This window comes from Maribacter sp. IgM3_T14_3 (assembly GCF_049603095.1).
In the GTDB taxonomy this organism is placed as follows: Bacteria; Bacteroidota; Bacteroidia; order Flavobacteriales; family Flavobacteriaceae; genus Maribacter.
Window position 1 is genome coordinate 363,224 of sequence record NZ_CP187138.1, and the last position, 19,362, is coordinate 382,585.

At 34.7% G+C, this 19,362-nt stretch carries 17 protein-coding genes; 5 read left to right on the forward strand and 12 right to left on the reverse strand.

Going from position 1 to position 19,362, the window contains the following annotated elements; genetic code table 11:
• Nucleotide 1: 1 nt before the first annotated feature.
• Nucleotides 2–1,018, reverse strand: coding sequence for a LacI family DNA-binding transcriptional regulator (locus tag ACPF9A_RS01705; RefSeq protein ID WP_424001076.1), 1,017 nt, complete (start codon nt 1,016–1,018; stop codon nt 2–4).
• A gap of 183 nt (nt 1,019–1,201) precedes the next feature.
• Between ACPF9A_RS01705 and ACPF9A_RS01710 the strand changes: the two genes are divergently transcribed.
• Entirely contained in the window at nt 1,202–2,101 is a 900-nt protein-coding gene (locus tag ACPF9A_RS01710) for a leucine-rich repeat domain-containing protein (RefSeq protein WP_424001078.1), read from the forward strand.
• A gap of 3 nt (nt 2,102–2,104) precedes the next feature.
• A complete protein-coding gene (locus ACPF9A_RS01715) occupies nt 2,105–2,545 on the forward strand; it encodes a leucine-rich repeat domain-containing protein (RefSeq protein ID WP_424001080.1) in 441 nt (146 codons plus the stop codon).
• Between the two features lie 77 nt (nt 2,546–2,622).
• Here the strand turns inward: ACPF9A_RS01715 and xylA are convergent, their stop codons facing one another.
• The 6 genes from xylA to ACPF9A_RS01745 form a co-directional block, all read right to left on the reverse strand.
• Nucleotides 2,623–3,939 (reverse strand): xylose isomerase, encoded by a 1,317-nt coding sequence (xylA, locus tag ACPF9A_RS01720; protein WP_424001082.1) that lies wholly within the window; start codon nt 3,937–3,939, stop codon nt 2,623–2,625.
• Between the two features lie 10 nt (nt 3,940–3,949).
• Complete coding sequence (locus ACPF9A_RS01725) at nt 3,950–5,437, reverse strand: xylulokinase (protein WP_424001083.1); 1,488 nt, start codon at nt 5,435–5,437, stop codon at nt 3,950–3,952.
• A 235-nt stretch (nt 5,438–5,672) separates the two neighbouring features.
• On the reverse strand, nt 5,673–6,314 hold the full coding sequence (locus tag ACPF9A_RS01730) for a response regulator transcription factor (protein WP_424001086.1): 642 nt from the start codon (nt 6,312–6,314) through the stop codon (nt 5,673–5,675).
• A 677-nt stretch (nt 6,315–6,991) separates the two neighbouring features.
• Nucleotides 6,992–8,767 carry a PorP/SprF family type IX secretion system membrane protein gene (locus ACPF9A_RS01735; protein WP_424001088.1) on the reverse strand — a complete coding sequence of 592 codons (1,776 nt, stop codon included), beginning with the start codon at nt 8,765–8,767 and terminating at the stop codon, nt 6,992–6,994.
• Nucleotides 8,768–8,833: 66 nt separating this feature from the next.
• Complete coding sequence (locus ACPF9A_RS01740) at nt 8,834–10,060, reverse strand: TolB family protein (protein WP_424001090.1); 1,227 nt, start codon at nt 10,058–10,060, stop codon at nt 8,834–8,836.
• A 155-nt stretch (nt 10,061–10,215) separates the two neighbouring features.
• Nucleotides 10,216–10,359: a hypothetical protein gene (locus ACPF9A_RS01745; protein WP_424001092.1), complete on the reverse strand. Its 144-nt coding sequence runs from the start codon at nt 10,357–10,359 to the stop codon at nt 10,216–10,218.
• 238 nt (nt 10,360–10,597) lie between these two features.
• Here ACPF9A_RS01745 and ACPF9A_RS01750 point away from each other — a divergent pair, with 238 nt between their 5' ends.
• The gene (locus ACPF9A_RS01750) at nt 10,598–11,050 is read left to right on the forward strand and encodes a ferritin-like domain-containing protein (protein WP_424001094.1); all 453 of its coding nucleotides are present in this window, start codon (nt 10,598–10,600) and stop codon (nt 11,048–11,050) included.
• 57 nt (nt 11,051–11,107) lie between these two features.
• On the opposite strand, the gene hpf is transcribed toward ACPF9A_RS01750, so the two are convergent.
• From hpf to sbnA, 5 genes are all read right to left on the reverse strand, one after another.
• Nucleotides 11,108–11,440: a ribosome hibernation-promoting factor, HPF/YfiA family gene (hpf, locus tag ACPF9A_RS01755; protein WP_424001097.1), complete on the reverse strand. Its 333-nt coding sequence runs from the start codon at nt 11,438–11,440 to the stop codon at nt 11,108–11,110.
• A gap of 75 nt (nt 11,441–11,515) precedes the next feature.
• Nucleotides 11,516–11,914 carry a VOC family protein gene (locus ACPF9A_RS01760; protein ID WP_424001099.1) on the reverse strand — a complete coding sequence of 133 codons (399 nt, stop codon included), beginning with the start codon at nt 11,912–11,914 and terminating at the stop codon, nt 11,516–11,518.
• Between the two features lie 93 nt (nt 11,915–12,007).
• Nucleotides 12,008–13,495 carry a Y4yA family PLP-dependent enzyme gene (locus ACPF9A_RS01765; RefSeq protein WP_424001101.1) on the reverse strand — a complete coding sequence of 496 codons (1,488 nt, stop codon included), beginning with the start codon at nt 13,493–13,495 and terminating at the stop codon, nt 12,008–12,010.
• On the reverse strand, nt 13,452–15,260 hold the full coding sequence (locus tag ACPF9A_RS01770; protein WP_424001103.1) for an FAD/NAD(P)-binding protein: 1,809 nt from the start codon (nt 15,258–15,260) through the stop codon (nt 13,452–13,454). The genes ACPF9A_RS01765 and ACPF9A_RS01770 overlap by 44 nt, the downstream gene beginning before the upstream one ends.
• Nucleotides 15,261–15,263: 3 nt before the next feature.
• On the reverse strand, nt 15,264–16,277 hold the full coding sequence (sbnA, locus tag ACPF9A_RS01775) for a 2,3-diaminopropionate biosynthesis protein SbnA (protein WP_424001105.1): 1,014 nt from the start codon (nt 16,275–16,277) through the stop codon (nt 15,264–15,266).
• Between the two features lie 321 nt (nt 16,278–16,598).
• On the opposite strand from sbnA, the gene ACPF9A_RS01780 reads away from it, so the two are divergent.
• Together ACPF9A_RS01780 and ACPF9A_RS01785 are read left to right on the forward strand one after the other, a co-directional pair.
• Nucleotides 16,599–17,063, forward strand: coding sequence for a (2Fe-2S)-binding protein (locus tag ACPF9A_RS01780; protein ID WP_424001107.1), 465 nt, complete (start codon nt 16,599–16,601; stop codon nt 17,061–17,063).
• 46 nt (nt 17,064–17,109) lie between these two features.
• Complete coding sequence (locus ACPF9A_RS01785) at nt 17,110–19,314, forward strand: molybdopterin cofactor-binding domain-containing protein (protein ID WP_424001109.1); 2,205 nt, start codon at nt 17,110–17,112, stop codon at nt 19,312–19,314.
• Nucleotides 19,315–19,362: the final 48 nt, after the last annotated feature.

Genomic DNA, 19,362 nt, shown 5'->3' on the forward strand with positions numbered 1-19,362 from the left:
TTTATTGTAGTTTTTTTGTGGAATCTCTTACCAGCAAACTAGTTTTTACAACCTTAGTCTCATAAGGCAAACCAGGGTTTTTAATTCTATTAATCAACAATTTAGCTGTTTGCTCCCCTATATATTTACCATGCTGACTTACCATTGTTAGTGACGGAGTTACGTATTTTGACAACTGCCCATTGGTAAAGCCAATTATTGAAATATCATTAGGCACATTATACCCTCTTGCTTTCACTACTTCTAATACTTGAACAGCAATTAATTCATCAATCCCGATAATACCTTCTATTGTTTTATAGTTGAGTAAAAAGGACATCAATAAATCTAAATCATCTTTTATCGTAAGATTCATAATTAATTTGGGATCGAAGGGAATTTCAAATTCCTCGAGTGCTTTTTTGTAGCCTAGTATTCTTAATTTGCCTACACTAGAACTCGATATAGGGTTGACTACAGCAATATTTTTACAACCAATGTGTATTAAGTGTTTGGTAATTTTATATCCTGCTTCAAAATCATCTACAACTACCTTATCACATTGCACGTTGTCTGATACCCTATCAAAAAGTACTACGGGAATATCGTTATTAATTACATCTATTAATGCTTCATGCGTGTCTTCATTCTGACTTTCTTCTGCTAAAGACATAATTACGCCATCTACTGTACCTGCGTCGAAAAATTCAAGTGTTTTAGTCTCTTTGGCACTAGATTCATTACTAATACAACTAATGATGTTATAACCACTTTCATTGGCTACCTTTTCGATACCATAAAGTACCTGAACAAAAAAGTAATTTAAAATATTAGGTACGATTACACCAATTGTCTTAGTGTTCTTATTCAATAAATTAAGTGCTAGCCTGTTAGGCTTATAATGTTTCTCTTTAGCATATGCCTGAATCTTTATCTTTAGGTCATTACTGATTTCGTGACTATCATTTATCGCTTTAGAAACGGTAGAGATAGAAACACCAAAATGTCCGGCAATATCCTTTAGAGTTACTTTTTTCATGCATCAATTTAATTGACAATCGACTTTGTTACTTCGAATATAGAAAACTAAAACGGTATCAGAGCTTTTAACAGTTGAACAGTTTTTTTAATTTATACGTTAACTTCTAAAACATATTCATTTTTAAGCACTAAAAAAATAGCAATTGCGTTTTATAATATCTGATTTATATATCAAATTCAAATGAAAACTATAAAATCAACCTTTTACCTCATTTTCTTTACCATCCTTTTAATTGTTTCTTGTAGCAAAGAAACCTCTACCACACCGACTGTAGAAGAACCTCAACAAGAAATACCTGCATTAGAATTTAATACTTTAACTACTCCTATTGACAAGACATTAGAAGTTAAACTATTACCTGTGCCTATACTTGAATGGAATGTTAAAAATGCCTTAGAAGGCGAGATTATAAAATACTCTATTCGTTTAGGTACTTCTGAAAATAATTTAGAAACGATTGCAACCGACTATACAGAAACTGATTTTCAAATTGACTTTTTACTGGATCCAGAAACCACTTATTTTTGGCAAATAGTATTAACAAATAGAGATAAAGGTGAAACGTTGAGCCCAATATATCGATTTACTTCTGATACAATCAAAATTGAAGACCCTGTAATAGAACAAATAGTGCGTGATGCCCTTTTAAAGCCTGAAGGTAAATTTACTAGGGAAGAACTTGAGTCAATTACAAGCCTTCCACTAGATGAGACTATTCCATTTTATGACGCAATGGAACCTTATGGACTCCCTGAAACGTTGACCGGTCTAGAGTACTGCACAAATCTACACTATATAAATTTTTATGGAAAAGGTTTTAAAGTGCCACTATCAAACATTAAAGCACTCAGTAATTTAAAAGATATTACCTATTTGAATCTAGCGAATAATCAAATAACGGAAGTTCAATCAATTGGAGGTTTAACTGAGTTGACTTATTTACATCTTGGCTGGAATACAGGCATTAATGACATTAGCTACCTAACAAATTTAAAGAAGTTAAAAACATTAAATCTCACGTATACTTACGGATTAAGAGACTTGACACCTTTGGCTTCATTGCCTCAATTAGATTCTTAATTAATGACTACCGCCCGTTACGTAGAAGATGCAACGGTTATTGGTGACCTAACTAACCTTAAAAAATTGAGTTTTACTTCAAACGACAATATATCAGATTTTTCTTTTTTGGCAAATTTGACAGAGATGAGAGATTTATCAATGTATTCTAATGATAGTATAGCCGATATTTCTTTTTTAACTGGTATGAATAAATTGACCAAGTTAAATATCAGTAAAAATAAAATTACAGATATAACTGTATTAGAGAATTTACTTGATCTAGAATATTTGGAACTTAATAATTTAAAAATAAAGGATTTTTCTGTTTTGACTAAATTGACCAAATTACAAGAAGTTTGGCTGCATAGCTATGATATTGATGAGGAATTTATCAGTGTTCAAGAACTAAAAGAAGCTTTACCAAATACTGTTTTTAAAGTAAATAATAAAACATATAACTAAGCTATCATTATCTAATTTCTAATGATAGCTTAGTTGACCTAAGTCAAAAAATATAGGTTTTTGATTAGCTATATTATTTATATGTATTGATTGATGATATTCTCAAACAATTCTTGCTTACCACTCTGCAATTCCAACTCACCATTTTCTTTAGCGATATTGTAAAGATCTTTCATATCTAACTTGCCGTTTTCAAAATCTTTTCCTTTACCTGAGTCAAAAGAACTATATCTGTTTTCACGTAACTTATTATAAGACGATGATTCAATAATTTTATCTGCAGTGATCAAAGCCCTTGCAAAGGTATCTGCACCACCAATATGTGCATGGAATACGTCTTCTAAGTCCGTACTATTTCTTCTTATTTTGGCATCAAAATTTACTCCACCACCTTGTAATCCACCAGCAGCTAAGAATACCAGCATTGCCTCAGTAGTTTCTTGAATGTTATTTGGGAATTGATCGGTATCCCATCCATTTTGGTAATCACCTCTATTGGCATCTAAACTACCTAACATACCAGCTTTTGCAGCTACAGCAATTTCATGCTGAAAAGTATGCTGCGCCAATGTTGCATGGTTCACCTCGATGTTCATTTTAAAATCGTTCTCTAAACCATATTCTTTTAAGAAACCTATTGCAGTAGCACTATCAAAATCGTACTGGTGCTTCATTGGTTCCATTGGTTTTGGCTCTATGAAAAAGTTTCCTTTAAATCCTTGACTACGAGCATAATCTCTTGCCATAGTCAAAAACTGACCCATGTGGTCAATCTCACGACCTAAATCTGTATTTAATAAAGACATATAACCTTCTCTACCGCCCCAGAATACATAATTCTCGCCACCTAAAGCAATTGTTGCATCTAAAGCCAATTTAATTTGACCACCTGCTCTTGCCAATACATTAAAATCAGGATTGGTAGATGCCCCGTTCATGTATCTTGGGTTTGAGAAACAGTTAGCCGTACCCCAAAGTAATTTCTTACCAGATTCTTTTTGCTTCTCTTTTAAGTAGTCAGTTATCGTTGCCAATCTCTTTTCAGATTCTGCAAATGTTGACCCTTCTTGAATTAAATCGAAATCATGAAAACAGTAGTAATCAAATCCTATTTTATCAAAAAATTCAAAAGCAGCATCTGCCTTGTCTTTTGCTGCTTGTATGGCATCTGAAGATTTATCCCATTCAAAACTCTGTGTACCGGGACCAAATGGATCTGAACCTTGACCACAGAAGGTGTGCCAATATGCCGTAGAAAACTTAAAGTGATCACGCATGGTTTTACCAGCCACTACTTGATCCGGATTGTAATATTTAAAGGCTAACGGATTGTCAGATTCCTTTCCTTCAAATTTAATTTTGTCTATTCCTTTAAAATATTCCTTGTTTGCCATTATGTTGATTTTATAAGTTGTTCAATATTAATTCCAATTCATTTTTCCAAACTGCATAAGCATCTTGGTATGGTTTTTTATCTTTCTTCGGACTAAATGTCATTACGTAATCATTATCTAAAATTGCTTTACCGAATGCTTCAAAATCGCCTTTGTGAAGATTCGCTGCTCTTGCCGCGCCAATTGCCCCAGTAGTATCATAAATTTCAATGTCATACCCTATTAAGGTTGCGACGGTATTCGAAAATATTTCTGAACGAAAGAGATTGTCGTTGCCTGCACGCATGACATTCACTTTTATACCGTCAGATTCCATGATTTCCATTCCGTAGACAAACGAAAAAGCAATGCCTTCTAATGCAGAACGACACAAATGACCTTTACCATGATTGTTTAAATTTAAGTTGAGAATTCTTGTTCCGACATCTTTGCTTTTCAACATTCTTTCGGCACCGTTACCAAACGGAATCATTGCGACTCCATCTGATCCAATCGGCACCTCATCTGCTAACGTATTCATCTCTTCATACGATGCAACATCTAGGTTATTTAACAACCAACGGTATTGAATACCCGCTCCATTTATACAAAGAAGTTTCCCAATTCTGGCTGGTTTACCGGGGGAATAATTTACATGTGCAAAGTTGTTTACGCGAGAGCTTTCTTTTACCGAAAGATTATCTGTAACGGCATATACCACACCAGAAGTACCACCGGTAGCAGCAACTTCACCGGGATTAAAAACATTCAAAGTCAAAGCATTATTTGGCTGATCGCCTGCTCTGTATAAAATTGGAGTATCTATGGAAAGTCCGCTTTCAGTTGCTCCTTTATGATTTACTTTAGATTGTACTGAAAAAGTATCTACGATATCCGGAATCATTTCTTTATCTAATCCGTAATGATCTAATACCAAATCAGCAATTGCATCTTTCTTGAAATCCCAAAAAATACCTTCTGATAGACCAGATACGGTCGTATTTACTACTCCAGATAACTTGTAAGCGATATAATCTCCCGGAAGCATCATTTTATATATCTGCGCGTAAGTTTCTGGCTCATTTTCTTTGACCCATTTTAATTTAGAAGCCGTAAAGTTTGAAGGTGAATTTAAAAGATGGGTATCACAGATTTCAGCACCAATTTCTTCATAGGCTTGTTGACCAATGCCCACTGCCCTACTATCGCACCAAATTATAGATTTTCTTAGAGAATTACCTTCTTTATCAATAAGCACTAGACCGTGCATTTGATATGATATTCCGATACCTGAAATATCAGATTTACTAATATTTTCTTGTACACATAATTTCTCGATACCGCTACAAACGTAGCGCCACCAATCTTCTGGACTTTGTTCTGCCCAGCCATTTTTTACAGCTTCCATAGACATTTCTGTCTCTGGCTCTGTAACCACTCCAACACTTTTTCCTGTTGAAGCATTTACCAAAGCAATCTTAATAGATGAACTTCCGATATCTAATCCTAAATGGTACATAAATAGTATAAATTGGTTTGCTGTAATAAGTTAAACCAAAAATAGTTACTATACCGACCATTCGATATTTGCGTCACGAAATATTATCGTAAATAGATTTTCACAAAATCGGAAAGTGTAAAAAATATTTTCATAAAGTATTGATAAACAGATTAATAAAAACCTAATTGAAAATGATTTATTTTCGAAAGGGTTTTCGTACTACCCTTAATATCAATACATAAGAATTCGCTTTTTAATACTGTTCTAGCTGATTTTGTAATTGTTCCAACTTTGAAAGTGCCTCTGATTTTGAGTTTACATCTAACTTTAAATAGATATTCTGAATATGAAAATTTACTGCACTAGGCGTTACAAACAACTTTTTAGCAATCATTTTATAGGTTGCCCCTTGACATAAAAAGTCGACAATTTGGTTCTCTCTTTCTGAGAAAAACGCAAAAGTCTTTCTATGAAAATTGCTAATGATTTTCTTTACGATATCATTGCTCATAGCGGCACCTTCTGTTTCTATACTACGCAATGCATGTTCCAATTTATCTAAGGTCAATGGTTTTGTCAAATAACCGTTTGCTCCTTTCTTGAATGCATTTTTAATAATGTCAAAATCATTGATTTGACTGAACATGATGATTTTTACTTCCCAGTCTTTTTTCTTGAAAAGTTTAATGGCATCTACCCCATTCATATCATCCAATTCAATTTCTGAAAGTACAATATGAGGCTTGGTAAACTTGTAATCTTTGATGGCGTCTTTGGCAGATGTATAGCTGCCGACGACTTCGTAACCTTCCATTTCTAAGAAGTGATTTTTATAAACTGAATGTAATGAGGTATCTTTTTCTAATACTATTATTCTAGTGCTTGAATTTTTCATAATCTCCATTGTTTTTGAAGGTATCATTCTAAAAAAGAACAATAACTACAGTTAGTTTTGAGTAATTTCAATCAACTTTTACAAGGATTGAATAACTAAACAATAGATATGTATTATGAACTCATAGTGTATGCTATACGTTCACTTTTACATATATAATGACAAAGGATGCCCGGAAGAACAATCAAAATATTTAGATTGTCATCGTAATTGTTTAGTAAAAATTAAATCAAAAAACGGATTACCGCTTGTGAGTCAATTCTGAAAACTGAGGCGTTTGCCAAACTTTGGATTAATGAGATTTCGGAGTTCTAAAATGATAGAAATCTTGTGAAGAAAAAAATGTGTTTTAAAACCGGAATTTAGTAGGATAAATTCTTTCATGTTTGTGGGGGGATTTGGGGTTATACAATTGGGTTTGAATCTTATTGATGATTGAAATATATATATTAATACAATATACCCGTTGAAAACATAAGAATTTTCGTTCAAATGCACCATTTAACAACATAAAAAGGTTACTCATCGATAGTAAACCTTAAGTTAAACCCAGAAGAACCTTCTAAAAATAATAAAATAAAGGAGGGGACCCAGTTATCCCCCCGGACAACAACCCCTCCTTTTATTGACAATTCAAATCAACCATATAACCGTAACGGTTTATAGATTTTAAAATATTACTCTCTACTTATATCATCATCTTCAAAAGTATTAGATGCAGTAGCCGTTGTTTCGCTTACTTGCATGATCCATTTCTCTTGATTGTATTTTCCATTTAAATCTGTACTTGCTGCCATTTGTGCATCGTTCTTATAATCGTAATCTGCTAAGTACACATAATACAGACCGTTTTCTTTGTTGTAAAATTGTTTAGGATCTAATCCTTTCTCACGTAAATCTTTCATAAATGCATTCATATACTTTGTTTGGCTGTATACATTTGCAATTACATAGTAACCAGATTTCATATCGATAACATTAGCATCTACCATCATTTTCACCGGTAACTCTTTAAAATTATCTCTTGTAGACGGAAATTCTTTAAAATTGGCTCTTCTTGAAGAAGTTGTGGTTGCCACTGTTGCTGTTGTAGTTGCGGCAGCAAAAGCATCTGCAGGTTCTGTTACAAAGTCAATAGCATCACTATTTATATCACTTGACGCATAAGAGGTATTTTCTTCTACACTAAAGTCTTGTAAAGAGCTCTTGATCGTCGTATCAATATCATTACGTAACATTCTAACAATCAATTCAAATCGTTCTTCAAATGCTGCGATACGTTCAATTTCTATTGAGTCTTGACGTAAAATCAACTCATCTAAAATAATTTTGTTCTCATAGGCTAAACTACTTTCTGAAACTGCTGAAGCTGAACTAGAATTTGCATCTTGTCTCTTACGACCCGATTTTCTAGCGCTATCTCTTTCTTCGATTAAATGAGCTATCTGCTCTTCGTAATTACGCACTATGTTATCTATTTGATTGTCTGATGAATTATCTGCAACTGATATCGCCAAATCATCATCTTTAAATTTATATGCTAAAGTGATTTCATGATTCCATCCTAAATTGGCATCTTCACTAGATAAATCTTTCTCCATTAAATACCCTAAAGACATTTTATCACTTAAGTTAAAACCAACACCTGCCGCTACTCCATACTCTTCATCTACCGTTGTTTGTAACCAACCATAATTTGGCATGTCTAATAATAACGACCCAAAGTAATACAGGCTACCATCGTAGTTCTGACCCACTTGCGCCATTGGCATTAAACGAGCATCTGTAAAAAGTCCTCTTGAATGTTCAAATGAGTGTGTATATTGTACCGAAGCCTTTACACTCTTTGTAGACAATTCGGTTAAAAATTCGTTCGTTGTTTGATTGTATTTAAAAAGGTCTTCTGCATAGAATCCGAAATCGAACTTACCTAATGACAAGTTCATACCTGGTTGTATGGCAATTTTACTTTCTTTTCTTGCATCTGCCAATTGGGGGTCTTCTTCACCAACGACAATTCTATTTTTATCTAAACCTTGATTAAAATAAGTTACGTTCGTACCAAAGGTTAAAACAGATTTCTCTCCTAATCGTACTGCCGATGCGTAGTTGGCATTGAAACCGAATTCTTGCACAACACCAGACCATTGGCTGTAAACACCAATACCTACTGCAGTATGGTCATTTAATTTGTTGCTAAACCCTAGAAAATAGTTTTGGCTATTATCATCGAAGGTTGCATATTGATTTCTATGTAAAATGTTTAAATATGATTTATTCTCACGTACCAAAGAGAACGTTGGGTTTATAAAAAACCTGTTGAAGAATAATTGGTTGTGGTATGTACTACTTGATCCTAAGTTTGCATTGGTTTCTTGACCTTTTACTGTTTGGACAAGAGCCAATAAGAATAAAGCAATAAGAAAACTATTGATTTTATACGGACTTTCCATAACGATTGATTTTTACGATTAAAATTGAATTTGTCAAATGAATTGGGGGAAATGAATAATGGGTGGTTATTCATCTTCGAATACAGAACTTGAATATTGCGTTCGTCTATCTGAGTTAAAGGCTTCTAAGAAGCGATCATCTCTATCTTTATCATTTATAGGCTTATCACTTAAATTGAAAGCTACATTTTGAGTATGCTTGCCTTGTGCCATTCTATTAGACACTACATAACCAGAACCATCGCTTTGCAAAAGATTTACTGAGTACTCGTCATAAGAACTATTGATAGTGTTACCCATGTTTACAGCTAGACCAACACTACGCTGACCAACTTCTACCATATATACATCTAAGCCACCATAACCTTCTCTACCGTCTGATGCGAATACCAAACTACCATTTGAAACAGGATTAGGGAGAACGTCATTCTTCGCTGTATTTACTTTTGAACCCAAGTTTTTCGCCTGACCCAACATTCCGTTTTTTTGAATTGTTGCTACGTATATATCAAACTCGCCAAAAGTACCTGGCATATTAGATGCGAAGAACAAACGACTACCGTCTGGTGAAATCGCCGGATGCTTAGCAGAGTAATCACCAGGGCATACAGCCACTTCGGTAATTTTTTTCCATTCACCGCCAACTTTATCGGCTTTGTAAATTTTGTGTATTTCTCTCTTTTTTGAGAACATACCGGTTGTAGGTTTTTGGTATGTTATTTTGCTGTAGTAAGCAGTATTACCACCATTTGTTAGGGCTACTGGCGGAGCGTATTCACCAGTAGTTTTAACCGGAGCTGCATTGTTTGAAGCAAACTCTTTAGTTGTCTCTTGATTATCCCAAGGCAAAAAATTTCTTCTATTATTAGAGGTAAGGCGAGATGGCACAACTGCGCGAGTCATTTTATAATCATCTTTTACCAACTCTGTCCAGTTTTCATCTGCTAATTCATTCTGAACTTCTTTACCTAATTGAGAAACGGCATGGTCAAATCTTTTCTGATAGCTTCTTTTTAAAGTCCCATCAGCAGAAATTTCCATTAGTCTACCATACCAGTATAATGCATTTGCATATTTTTTGGTCAGGAAATTGGCGTTACCTAAATCTTCAAAGATTTCTGCATCGGTAAAACCAAGTGTTTTTAACTTGTTATAATTTTCTGCGCGGTTAGATACTTCGGTAACCTTTCTTTGTTGAAAACTGGCACCGCTGTCATTGTAGGCCAAATCTTGGCCGTAACCCATGGTTGCCATACAAGCAAACAAAAGGCTCATTTTAATTGAATTGTTCATGTTACTAGATTTTGGGGATTAATACTCCAAAGGTCTTGCAACTCATCCAATTGATTATTAATAAAAATTCATAGGTTTTTTAAAATTTGATAAACTAAACCATCGAAAAATATACGTAAATCTCTTATTATCAATTAAATACGAAAATATATGTCTTATTTCGAAACCTGTTTATTTTTTCTCTTATCAGATATATAGGTGTAACCTAAATATGCCAATTGTAGGCCTACAGCTGCCATTTTTAATTTTCTACTTCTTACTAACAATTTCGCTACTCCGAATAGTGGTGATAATCCCATAATTTTATTTTTATTGTCCGGGTCTAAAGTACTTGTTAGCCACTACTACCCTTAACTCTATCCGTTGAAAATATGCACTTAAAACTTCGATAAAGGCTAGTGTTTACGGTAATTTACAAATTATTGAATAGAGCAAAACAACTATTTTTTATAGCTAAGCTTACTCGTGTAATGCCTGTATCTTGGTAATAGAAAATTTATTTAATCAAAGGAGTTACAGCCTTATAAAATTTAAAATATGAATACTGATATAGCAAAAATTGAAGACCATTTAAAAGATTTGGTAAGTAAAAATGAAGATGCCATTAAAGGATTTGAAAAAGCATCAGAAAATTCTAAAGAAGTAGGAATTAAAAATTATTTCGAGACAAAAGTTATTGACCGCATGCAATTTTTAAAAGAAATTAGAGCATCGGTACCAGAACTAGATTTAGGAAATGTGCAAATTGAAGGTAGTGCAGCTGGTACATTACATAGAACTTGGATGGATGTAAAAGCATTTTTCGCAGAAGATAATGACGAAGCAATGTTAGAAGAAGCTGTAAGAGGTGATAAAGCGGCCATTAGTGATTATGATAATGCACTAGCAGAAGTTATGATGCCACACCGCTTAAAAGAAATCATAAGAGCACAAAAAGAACGTTTACAAAATGATTTGGAGACTACTGAAATTCTAGAAAATTACAGATAATCTAATCTCTCACTAAACAAAAATCCCTTGCAATTGCAAGGGATTTTTTTGTGCTCTTTAATACGTTTTTAGTTTGTCTTTCCGTTTTTTAAGCTGACGTTCTAATTCACTAACTGACTCAACAACAGATTCTTCGAAATTTTGATTACTAGCTTCTGCAAAAATTCGCGGTCCTGGTAGACTCAAACGTATGTTACAAATCATGCCTGTTTCGACGGATGATGTATTTTCTTGTTTCAAAAATACGTCTGCTCTAATAATATCATCAAACTTCTTATGAAGCTTATTCAACTTCTCTTCTGCAAAATTCTCTAATCTTTGACTAGCGGTTACGCCGTCATATTCATAAATAATATCCATAATTTTCTTTTTATATAACAATCGAGACAAACCTCTATTTTTGGTTCATCTCGATAATTCTTACTTAGTTTTTATAATTACCTTAAAGGCTTATTTGTAAATGGTTTACTTATCTACGTTTACCATCCACCCGATTCCGAAGCGATCTGTGCATCTACCAAAATGTCCCCATTCTCGTTCTCTAAACTCGTGATGTACTTGTCCCCCACTCGATAAATCTTTGAATAGTTGTTTTCCTTCATCCAAATCATTTGTATCAACACTCATGTTAATCTGGTTACCATTGTTCAATGGCGTATCGGGTGAGGCATCGTATGCCATAAAGTGTACGCCCTTACCTTTTAACTCTGCGTGTTGTAATTTTTGACGGAATGAGGACGGAACATCAATTTTCTTATCCTCGTACGTTTGTTTGTTTTTTATTTCTGCGTTGAACAGATTTGCGTAAAAGTTTAAAGCTTCTTGACAGTTACCGTTGAAGGCTAAATATGCTTGTATTTTCATGATATATTGTTTTTATACAATTTACCCAATAGTCTAAATCTCCATTACCTTAAAAAATACAGTTATTGATGCATTTCGAAATGCTATTTCGATTTATTCTACCACTATCTTTTTATCATCAATAAATTGAAAAAATGACAGCTTTTCGTTAGAACCCGTAAAGATTAAATTCGTCGATAGTTCAAAAAGATGTGCTTCGGTTTCAAAAAAGTGCATCATATAACCTGCTGTATTTACAAAAGCTACATACTCCCCTATTTCTGGTAACCTTGGTAGGGTGATTTTTCGTTTTAACAACACATCTCTTTCTAAACAATAAGCTCCAGTAAAAAATACATCAACAGATTCATCTTCCTTTACTTCTTTAGCATAAAGCATATATGGATCTAATAGAAAATCTGCGCTAGAACTCATCATCTGACTCATATTCATTTCTAAGCCAACCAACCATTGATTTTTGGCATCTTTTTTTCGGTGGATGACTTTCGCAACCGTCATACCTACTTGGTCCAATAAAGATCGACCTGGTTCAATGCGGATTTCAATCTCATTTTGAAGCAATAACGAAGCAACTGACAATCCGGATGCATCATCCATATATTCTAGCACTTCTCTAATAAAACTACCTTTATTTATTTTATTGAAATACGGATAGGTATTCAGTTTCCCTCTCAATTCACCATCTTCTAATCTAAAACCTAATCCATTATCATTGAAAGTAATGTCATTATGCTGACTTAAAACCCCTTCTTTTAAATTCTTATTGAAACTCGTCCATTCTTTTTCATCCTCTAAATAGTTCATTAAGATTCCACCACCTATATCAATGAATGAAACCGGATATTCTTTTTCTTTTAAAGTCGAAATTATATTGATACTAGCTATTAAACTTACACTTCGCTGATGGGTAGAATAACTATCTAAATGAAAATGAAGTCCCGTTACTTCCAATAAATCGAACGTTTTATCCTCGCCTACATAAGAACCAATAAAATCAACTACTTCATCTACATCAAAACCAAATCGACTGTATAGTTTTTCATCATTGACCGTAAACCCACTTATGCGAAAACCTACGCTTGCTTTTTTGCCTATTCTTGTAGCTACAGCTTGGGTTAACCTACACTCATCTTCATTATCTAAAATTATAGGTACTCCCGTTTGTATTGCCAATTCAATTTGTGCCTCGGTTTTTATAGCCGCTGTCAATACTAAGTTTTCACTATTTCCGCCTAATGATAAAGATTGTTCCAATTCTTTAAAACTTGCTGTATCTACACCTATACCCGACGCAAATGCCTGCTTTACCAAACCTTTAGATTTATTCGCTTTTCTAGCGTAAAAGATTCTATATTTTAATCCGTACGATTCAAAAACCTGCTTGTAGCTTTCGCAATTTTGATTGAAAGATGGCAAATGATGTATGTTTATTGGCGAACCATAACGTTCAACTAAACCTCTTACCACTGATTGATCATTGAAAAGTTCATGCATCCAATTCGAGGTAATCGGTGTTAATTCATTCTTAGGTTTTCCTTTATAGTACATTTTCTGTTCTAGTATAAGTTTCTGTTCTTCCATCTCTTTTTAAAATTGCAGTGCACGTTTCTTTTGCCCAGTCTGTGGCAAAATCATTTCTAGTTCTTGATAAGGTGTCATTATCGCAGGTAATACCTTCTGTTGGTGTACCATAAAAAGTAATATCGTTATTCACGATTCCTGTTTCTGAAACCGGATTTCCCTTGTCATTTATTTCTAAACAACCTGGTATATAGTTCATATTCTCGAACTCACGTATGATTCCGTTTTTCTTTAAGTTTTGATATAGTTCGTTTTTAAAACCACCTTCCTTTGCTCTTGCTATAGTGGCATTTATCAAATAGTTGACTTCAGTTGCTTGCCCGTTTTCAACCTGTAAAGTAAAATTATCGTTCTCGTTATTTTGCGGAATACTTGCTGATTTTGCATACGAAAAATCTAAAATTCCCGCTTTGCACAACGCCAACATTTTTTGCATATTCTTAACTGGTGGTCCGTAAGACAATCTATTGAAGAGTCCGAAATAATAGGCATCGAATTCCTTGTGCGATTCTGCATCTAAGCCTCCAAAACTATAGAGTTCATTGTAAATAGGACTAATTTTTCGCCATGTAGCGACTGCTGCCATAAACGGACTTTTATCTTCACCCAATTTTGCTTCATCAATTAAAAACTCGACGTAAACTTGTAGTACTACTGTGGATAAAATAGGCTCGTCTTTAAACGGATTAACAATAGTTTCCCAATTAAAAACCGGACTCTCAGGGTAATCTTCGTGAAAATATTGAACCTGATTTTGCATCACCGTAAAGTCATCATCATAGTAAAATTGATGTCCTTGGTTTTTGAACAAAATACTATAAAATGCATAGTAAAACTCCTTTTGTATCAATGGTAAAAGGGAGCTATTAAAACTTATAGGTGTATTCGCTTTCAAGTTTTGAACGGCTTCTTCTGTAAAGAATTGAAGGGTTGTTTCTGAAGTTGGTGAACTATTTCTAGGTACCATAGGCAAACCCGTTCTTGAAAAGGGATATATTTTATAAGGCTCTTTTTCTGACGGGATATATTTTAAAATTCCTTTATCATTCTTTTTAAATGTACCTCCTCTACCCTCTGTTAAAGCTAAAATTGCATCTATTGCGGTTAGACCGAATCCTTTTATAGCAACAAGTGATTGAGGTGTAACCGGACTTAATTTTTCATTCGTCGGATAAATAAAATCAATCTTAGTATCTGAAATTTCGCTTTCAGGTTTATGAGCTTTAAAGGAATGGTGACCGGTGGTAAATAAAGCATTGTTACAAGCAACAACATCTTGCTCCCCGCTTTCTCTATCCGTATAAAATACTTGATAATTTTCGTTTTGTTTTATCATATCGGTAACCTTACCAATATGGGTAAACACCTTTACATTCGTTGGTAATTGTTCTAATACCAATTGATAACAATCTGCCAAATAGCTACCTACTAAAGCTCTAGGCGCATATTTCCCCGGAGCCGCATTGGTGTGACCCTTTGCCGTCAACCATGTTACAAAGTCGGGTGTAGAACTAGCATTTGAAAAAGGCTGTTTTAATACCCAACTATTGATATTACGATTGGCATAGTTCATAATTAAATACTCTGGCTGATCTGTTCTGTATACATCGCCAGATGCCAAAAAAGCTGTGTTGTTAAAAATATGAACTTCTATCATTTTTGAAATTTTAGCTTCCATCAAGTAAGCTATCAATCTTTCAAAACCGTAAAACCCTTTAGGTCCGAAACCTATAATACCTATCTTATATTTTTTGTTATCATTCATAGATTAAGCTACCTGCCATCCTCCTAACGGAGTAAAAGCGTTTCTACTTTCCGGTAATTCTTGCAACAACCATTCTTTATTGTAAATAGTGTCTAAATAACGTTCACCGCGATCACATAAGAATAGAGCACAATTACTACCTTCCTCTATATGCTTACTATATTTTTTTACTGCACTAATCATACCGCCAGAAGAACCACCACATAAAATAGATTCGTTTTCTAATAATGACCAACATCCTCTAGCACAGTCGACATCATCAACATATATATGGTCGTGAATTCTATTGGTATCTAAAAATTGTGACGGTACACCAGCCCCATGACCAGGAATTAATCTTTTCAATGGCGGACCACCGAAAAGAACGCTACCTACAGCATCTACAGCGATAATTTTAGTGTCAAGATTGTTTTCATAAATATAATCGGCACAACCCATTAATGTTCCGCAGGTACTGGTTGCCACAAATAGATAATCCAATTTTCCTTCTAAAGAATCCATCATTTCCGACATGGTATGATGATGCGTTAATGGGTTATCTTGATTGCCATATTGGTTCGACCAAAAACTATTTGGTATACTCTTCAATAAATGTTGAACACGCTCTAACCTCGCTGCAAGAAATCCACCATCATCTTTCGGCTTAATAACTTTTTCAATACGAGCTCCATATGTATTTAAAATTTTTTCGGTGTGCGAATTTAATTTAGGATCTACCACAACTATCAACTTAAGGCCATAGTATAAACATGCCTGAGCCAATCCTACAGCCATATTACCAGAGCTAGATTCTATGACCGTATCTCCTTTTTTAATTCTACCATCTGCGAGTGCTTGTTGTAAAATAAAAAGAGAAGTTCGATCCTTAATACTTCCGGCAGGGTTTGCGGCTTCTAACTTTCCGAATAAATTGAAATTTGATTGCCTATTAATATTGTTCAGTTTTACCAAAGGTGTGTTACCAACGGTATCAACTATAGATTCTGAAATTGTATGTGCTATATTTTGAGTAATCATATTCAATCGATTAATATCCAAAAAGAAAGCATGGATTGTTCACTACGATAAAAATACTTGGATAGATAATGTTTAAATATCACTATTCAATAATTAAATAACTCTTTCGGTTTTAAGTCAAAAAAGAAAATCGAAAACGACATTTTTTACTTGCATACAAAAAACTTTTCAGGCGGACGATTGTTCTTATTTAAAACAAATTTTATATCGCAACACCTTTTAGTAATCAAATAAAACTTTAAGATTATTTGTTCTTAAATCACATTCATTTATCCAAAAAAATACCTAATTTCATGGGACTCAAACAAATAGGAAAAACGAATGGCAAATTTCAGTTTAAAAGTTAATGGAAAAACTCAAGAAGTAGATGTAGATCCCACTACACCAATGCTTTGGGTATTACGAGATCATTTAAATTTGGTAGGCACAAAATTTGGTTGTGGTATTGCACAATGTGGAGCATGTACCGTTCACTTGGGCGATAATGCAGTACGTTCTTGCCAACTACCAGTTTCTGCGGTTGGTGAACAATCAATAACAACTATTGAGGGACTTTCTGAAAACGGAGATCATCCGGTTCAAAAGGCTTGGTTAGAAGAAGATGTATACCAATGTGGATATTGCCAGGCAGGTCAAATTATGAATGCTAGTGCATTTTTAAAACGAAATCCTAATCCTACTGATACTGAAATTGAAGATGCTATGAACGGTAATATCTGTCGTTGTGGTACTTATACGCGAATTAAGAAAGCAATTAAAAATGCTTCGAGTATATCTAACGCGTAATTATAAGCCCACAATTTTGGGATTTTAACCTTCAAAAAAAATACAAATGACACTTATTAAAACAACATATAACAGACGTTCTTTCTTAAAAAGCGGTTCGCTTGCCGGTGGCGGTATGATTTTAGGATTCAGTTGGTTAGCATCATGTAAACCAACCCCTGAGCAAGTTAGTAACATACCAAAAGAATGGTTCGATATTAATAGTTTTCTTAAAATTGGCGATAACGGTATGGTAACTATTATGTCACCTAACCCAGAAATAGGACAGAATGTAAAGACCTCTATGCCCATGATCGTGGCAGATGAACTTGGTGTAGATTGGAAAAATGTAATCGTTGAACAAGCTCCTCTAAATACCGATATTTTTCAAAGACAACTGGCAGGTGGTAGTCAATCTATTCGAGTTGGTTGGTCTGGATTAAGAATGGCAGGTGCTACTGCTAGACACATGTTAGTTGCCGCAGCTGCAGATGCTTGGCAGGTTGATGCATCTGAAATTACGGTTGATGCCGGTGTTATAAGTCACGCCGCATCAAATAACTCAGCCGGATTTGGCGATATGGCTTCAAAAGCAGCAACGATGCCTGTACCTGAAGAGGTGAAACTTAAAGAAACAAATGATTTTGATATTATTGGAACGGATAGAAGAAATGTAGACGGTCCAAATATTATAACCGGAAAGCCTTTATTCGGTATTGATATTCAAGAAGAAGGTATGATGATCGCCATGATCGTGCACCCACCTGCGTTTGGTATGACGTATAAATCGATGAATGCCGATGCCGTTAAATCCATGCCAGGTATTAAAGATGTTTTCCCTATTGATGTTTATAAAGATGATACGGAAAAACAATGGTCTGATGCTGGTGGTATAGATAAACTTGTTGCCATTGTTGGCGAATCTACTTGGCAATGTATGCAGGCTAAAAAGGCATTGAATGTAGAATGGGAAGAATCTTCGTCTTTAGAAAGTACCAAAGGACATGATGAAGCATTGGCTAAATTATTGAATACTTCTTCTAAACAACCAGCACGTAACGATGGTAATGTAGCTAGTGCATTCAAAAAAGCAGATAAAATTATAGAACGTACTTATAGTGCTCCTTTTTTAGCGCATAATACGATGGAACCGATGAACTTCTACGCAGATGTTACTGCAGAAAGAGCTTTATTCAACGGACCAATACAAACTCCTGAGTTTTTAGAAAAGACACTGGCATCTCGATTAGGCATGCCTGTTGAAAAAATTGATATTAAAATGAGCCGTATGGGTGGTGGGTTTGGCCGTCGACTGTATGGAACTTTCGGTGTGGAAGCCGCAGTGATTTCTCAACACATGCAAGCACCTATAAAATTGGTGTATACTCGTGAAGATGATATGACCCAAGGTACGTACCGCCCAACATATAAAGTGAAATATAAAGCTGGTCTTGATAAAGATGGTACTCTAATTGCATGGCACGTTAAAGGTGCTGGATCTAATGATGATTTACTTTTTGAAAATAGATTTCCGGCAGGTGCCGTTGATAACTATATGGCTGAAAAGTTCAGTTTAGAAACTAATGTTACTACAGGAGCATGGCGTGCACCACGTTCTAACTTTGTTGCCGGTGCAGAACAAGCTTTTTTAGATGAAGTTGCCGAAGCTGCTGGTAAAGACCCAATTGAATTTAGATTGGAGTTATTTGACAGAGTTATTAAAAACCCAGTTGGTGAACCAGAAAGCAATGACTACGACCCTGTTCGTTATGCAGGTGTTCTTAAATTAGTGAGAGAAAAAGCGGGTTGGGACGGGAGTCAGAAAAACGGAACCGCAAGAGGTGTTTCGGCATATTACTGCCATAACTCTTATGTGGCGCAAGTTTTAGACCTATCTACCGATACAAAATCACCAAAGGTCACTAAAGTATGGTGTGCCGTAGATTGCGGAATCGTAATTAACCCTATGGCAGCTAAAAACCAAATTGAAGGAGGAATCATTGATGGCATCGGTCATGCTACCTACAGTGAAATGACTTTTGAAGATGGTAAACCTCAACATAAGAATTTTGATACCTATCGCTTAATACGACATAAAGAAGCACCGAAAGAAATTGAAAGCTTTTTTGTGGACAATGGTATAGACCCAACTGGGTTAGGAGAGCCTTCATTGCCGCCTATAATCGGAGCTTTGGCAAATGCACTTTACAAAGCAACCGGTCAAAGACATTACAATCAACCATTTATTACTGAAAAATCGGTAATTGGATAATGCCCTTATGCTATTGTAAATCGAAAACGCCGAAATCTAATATTTTGG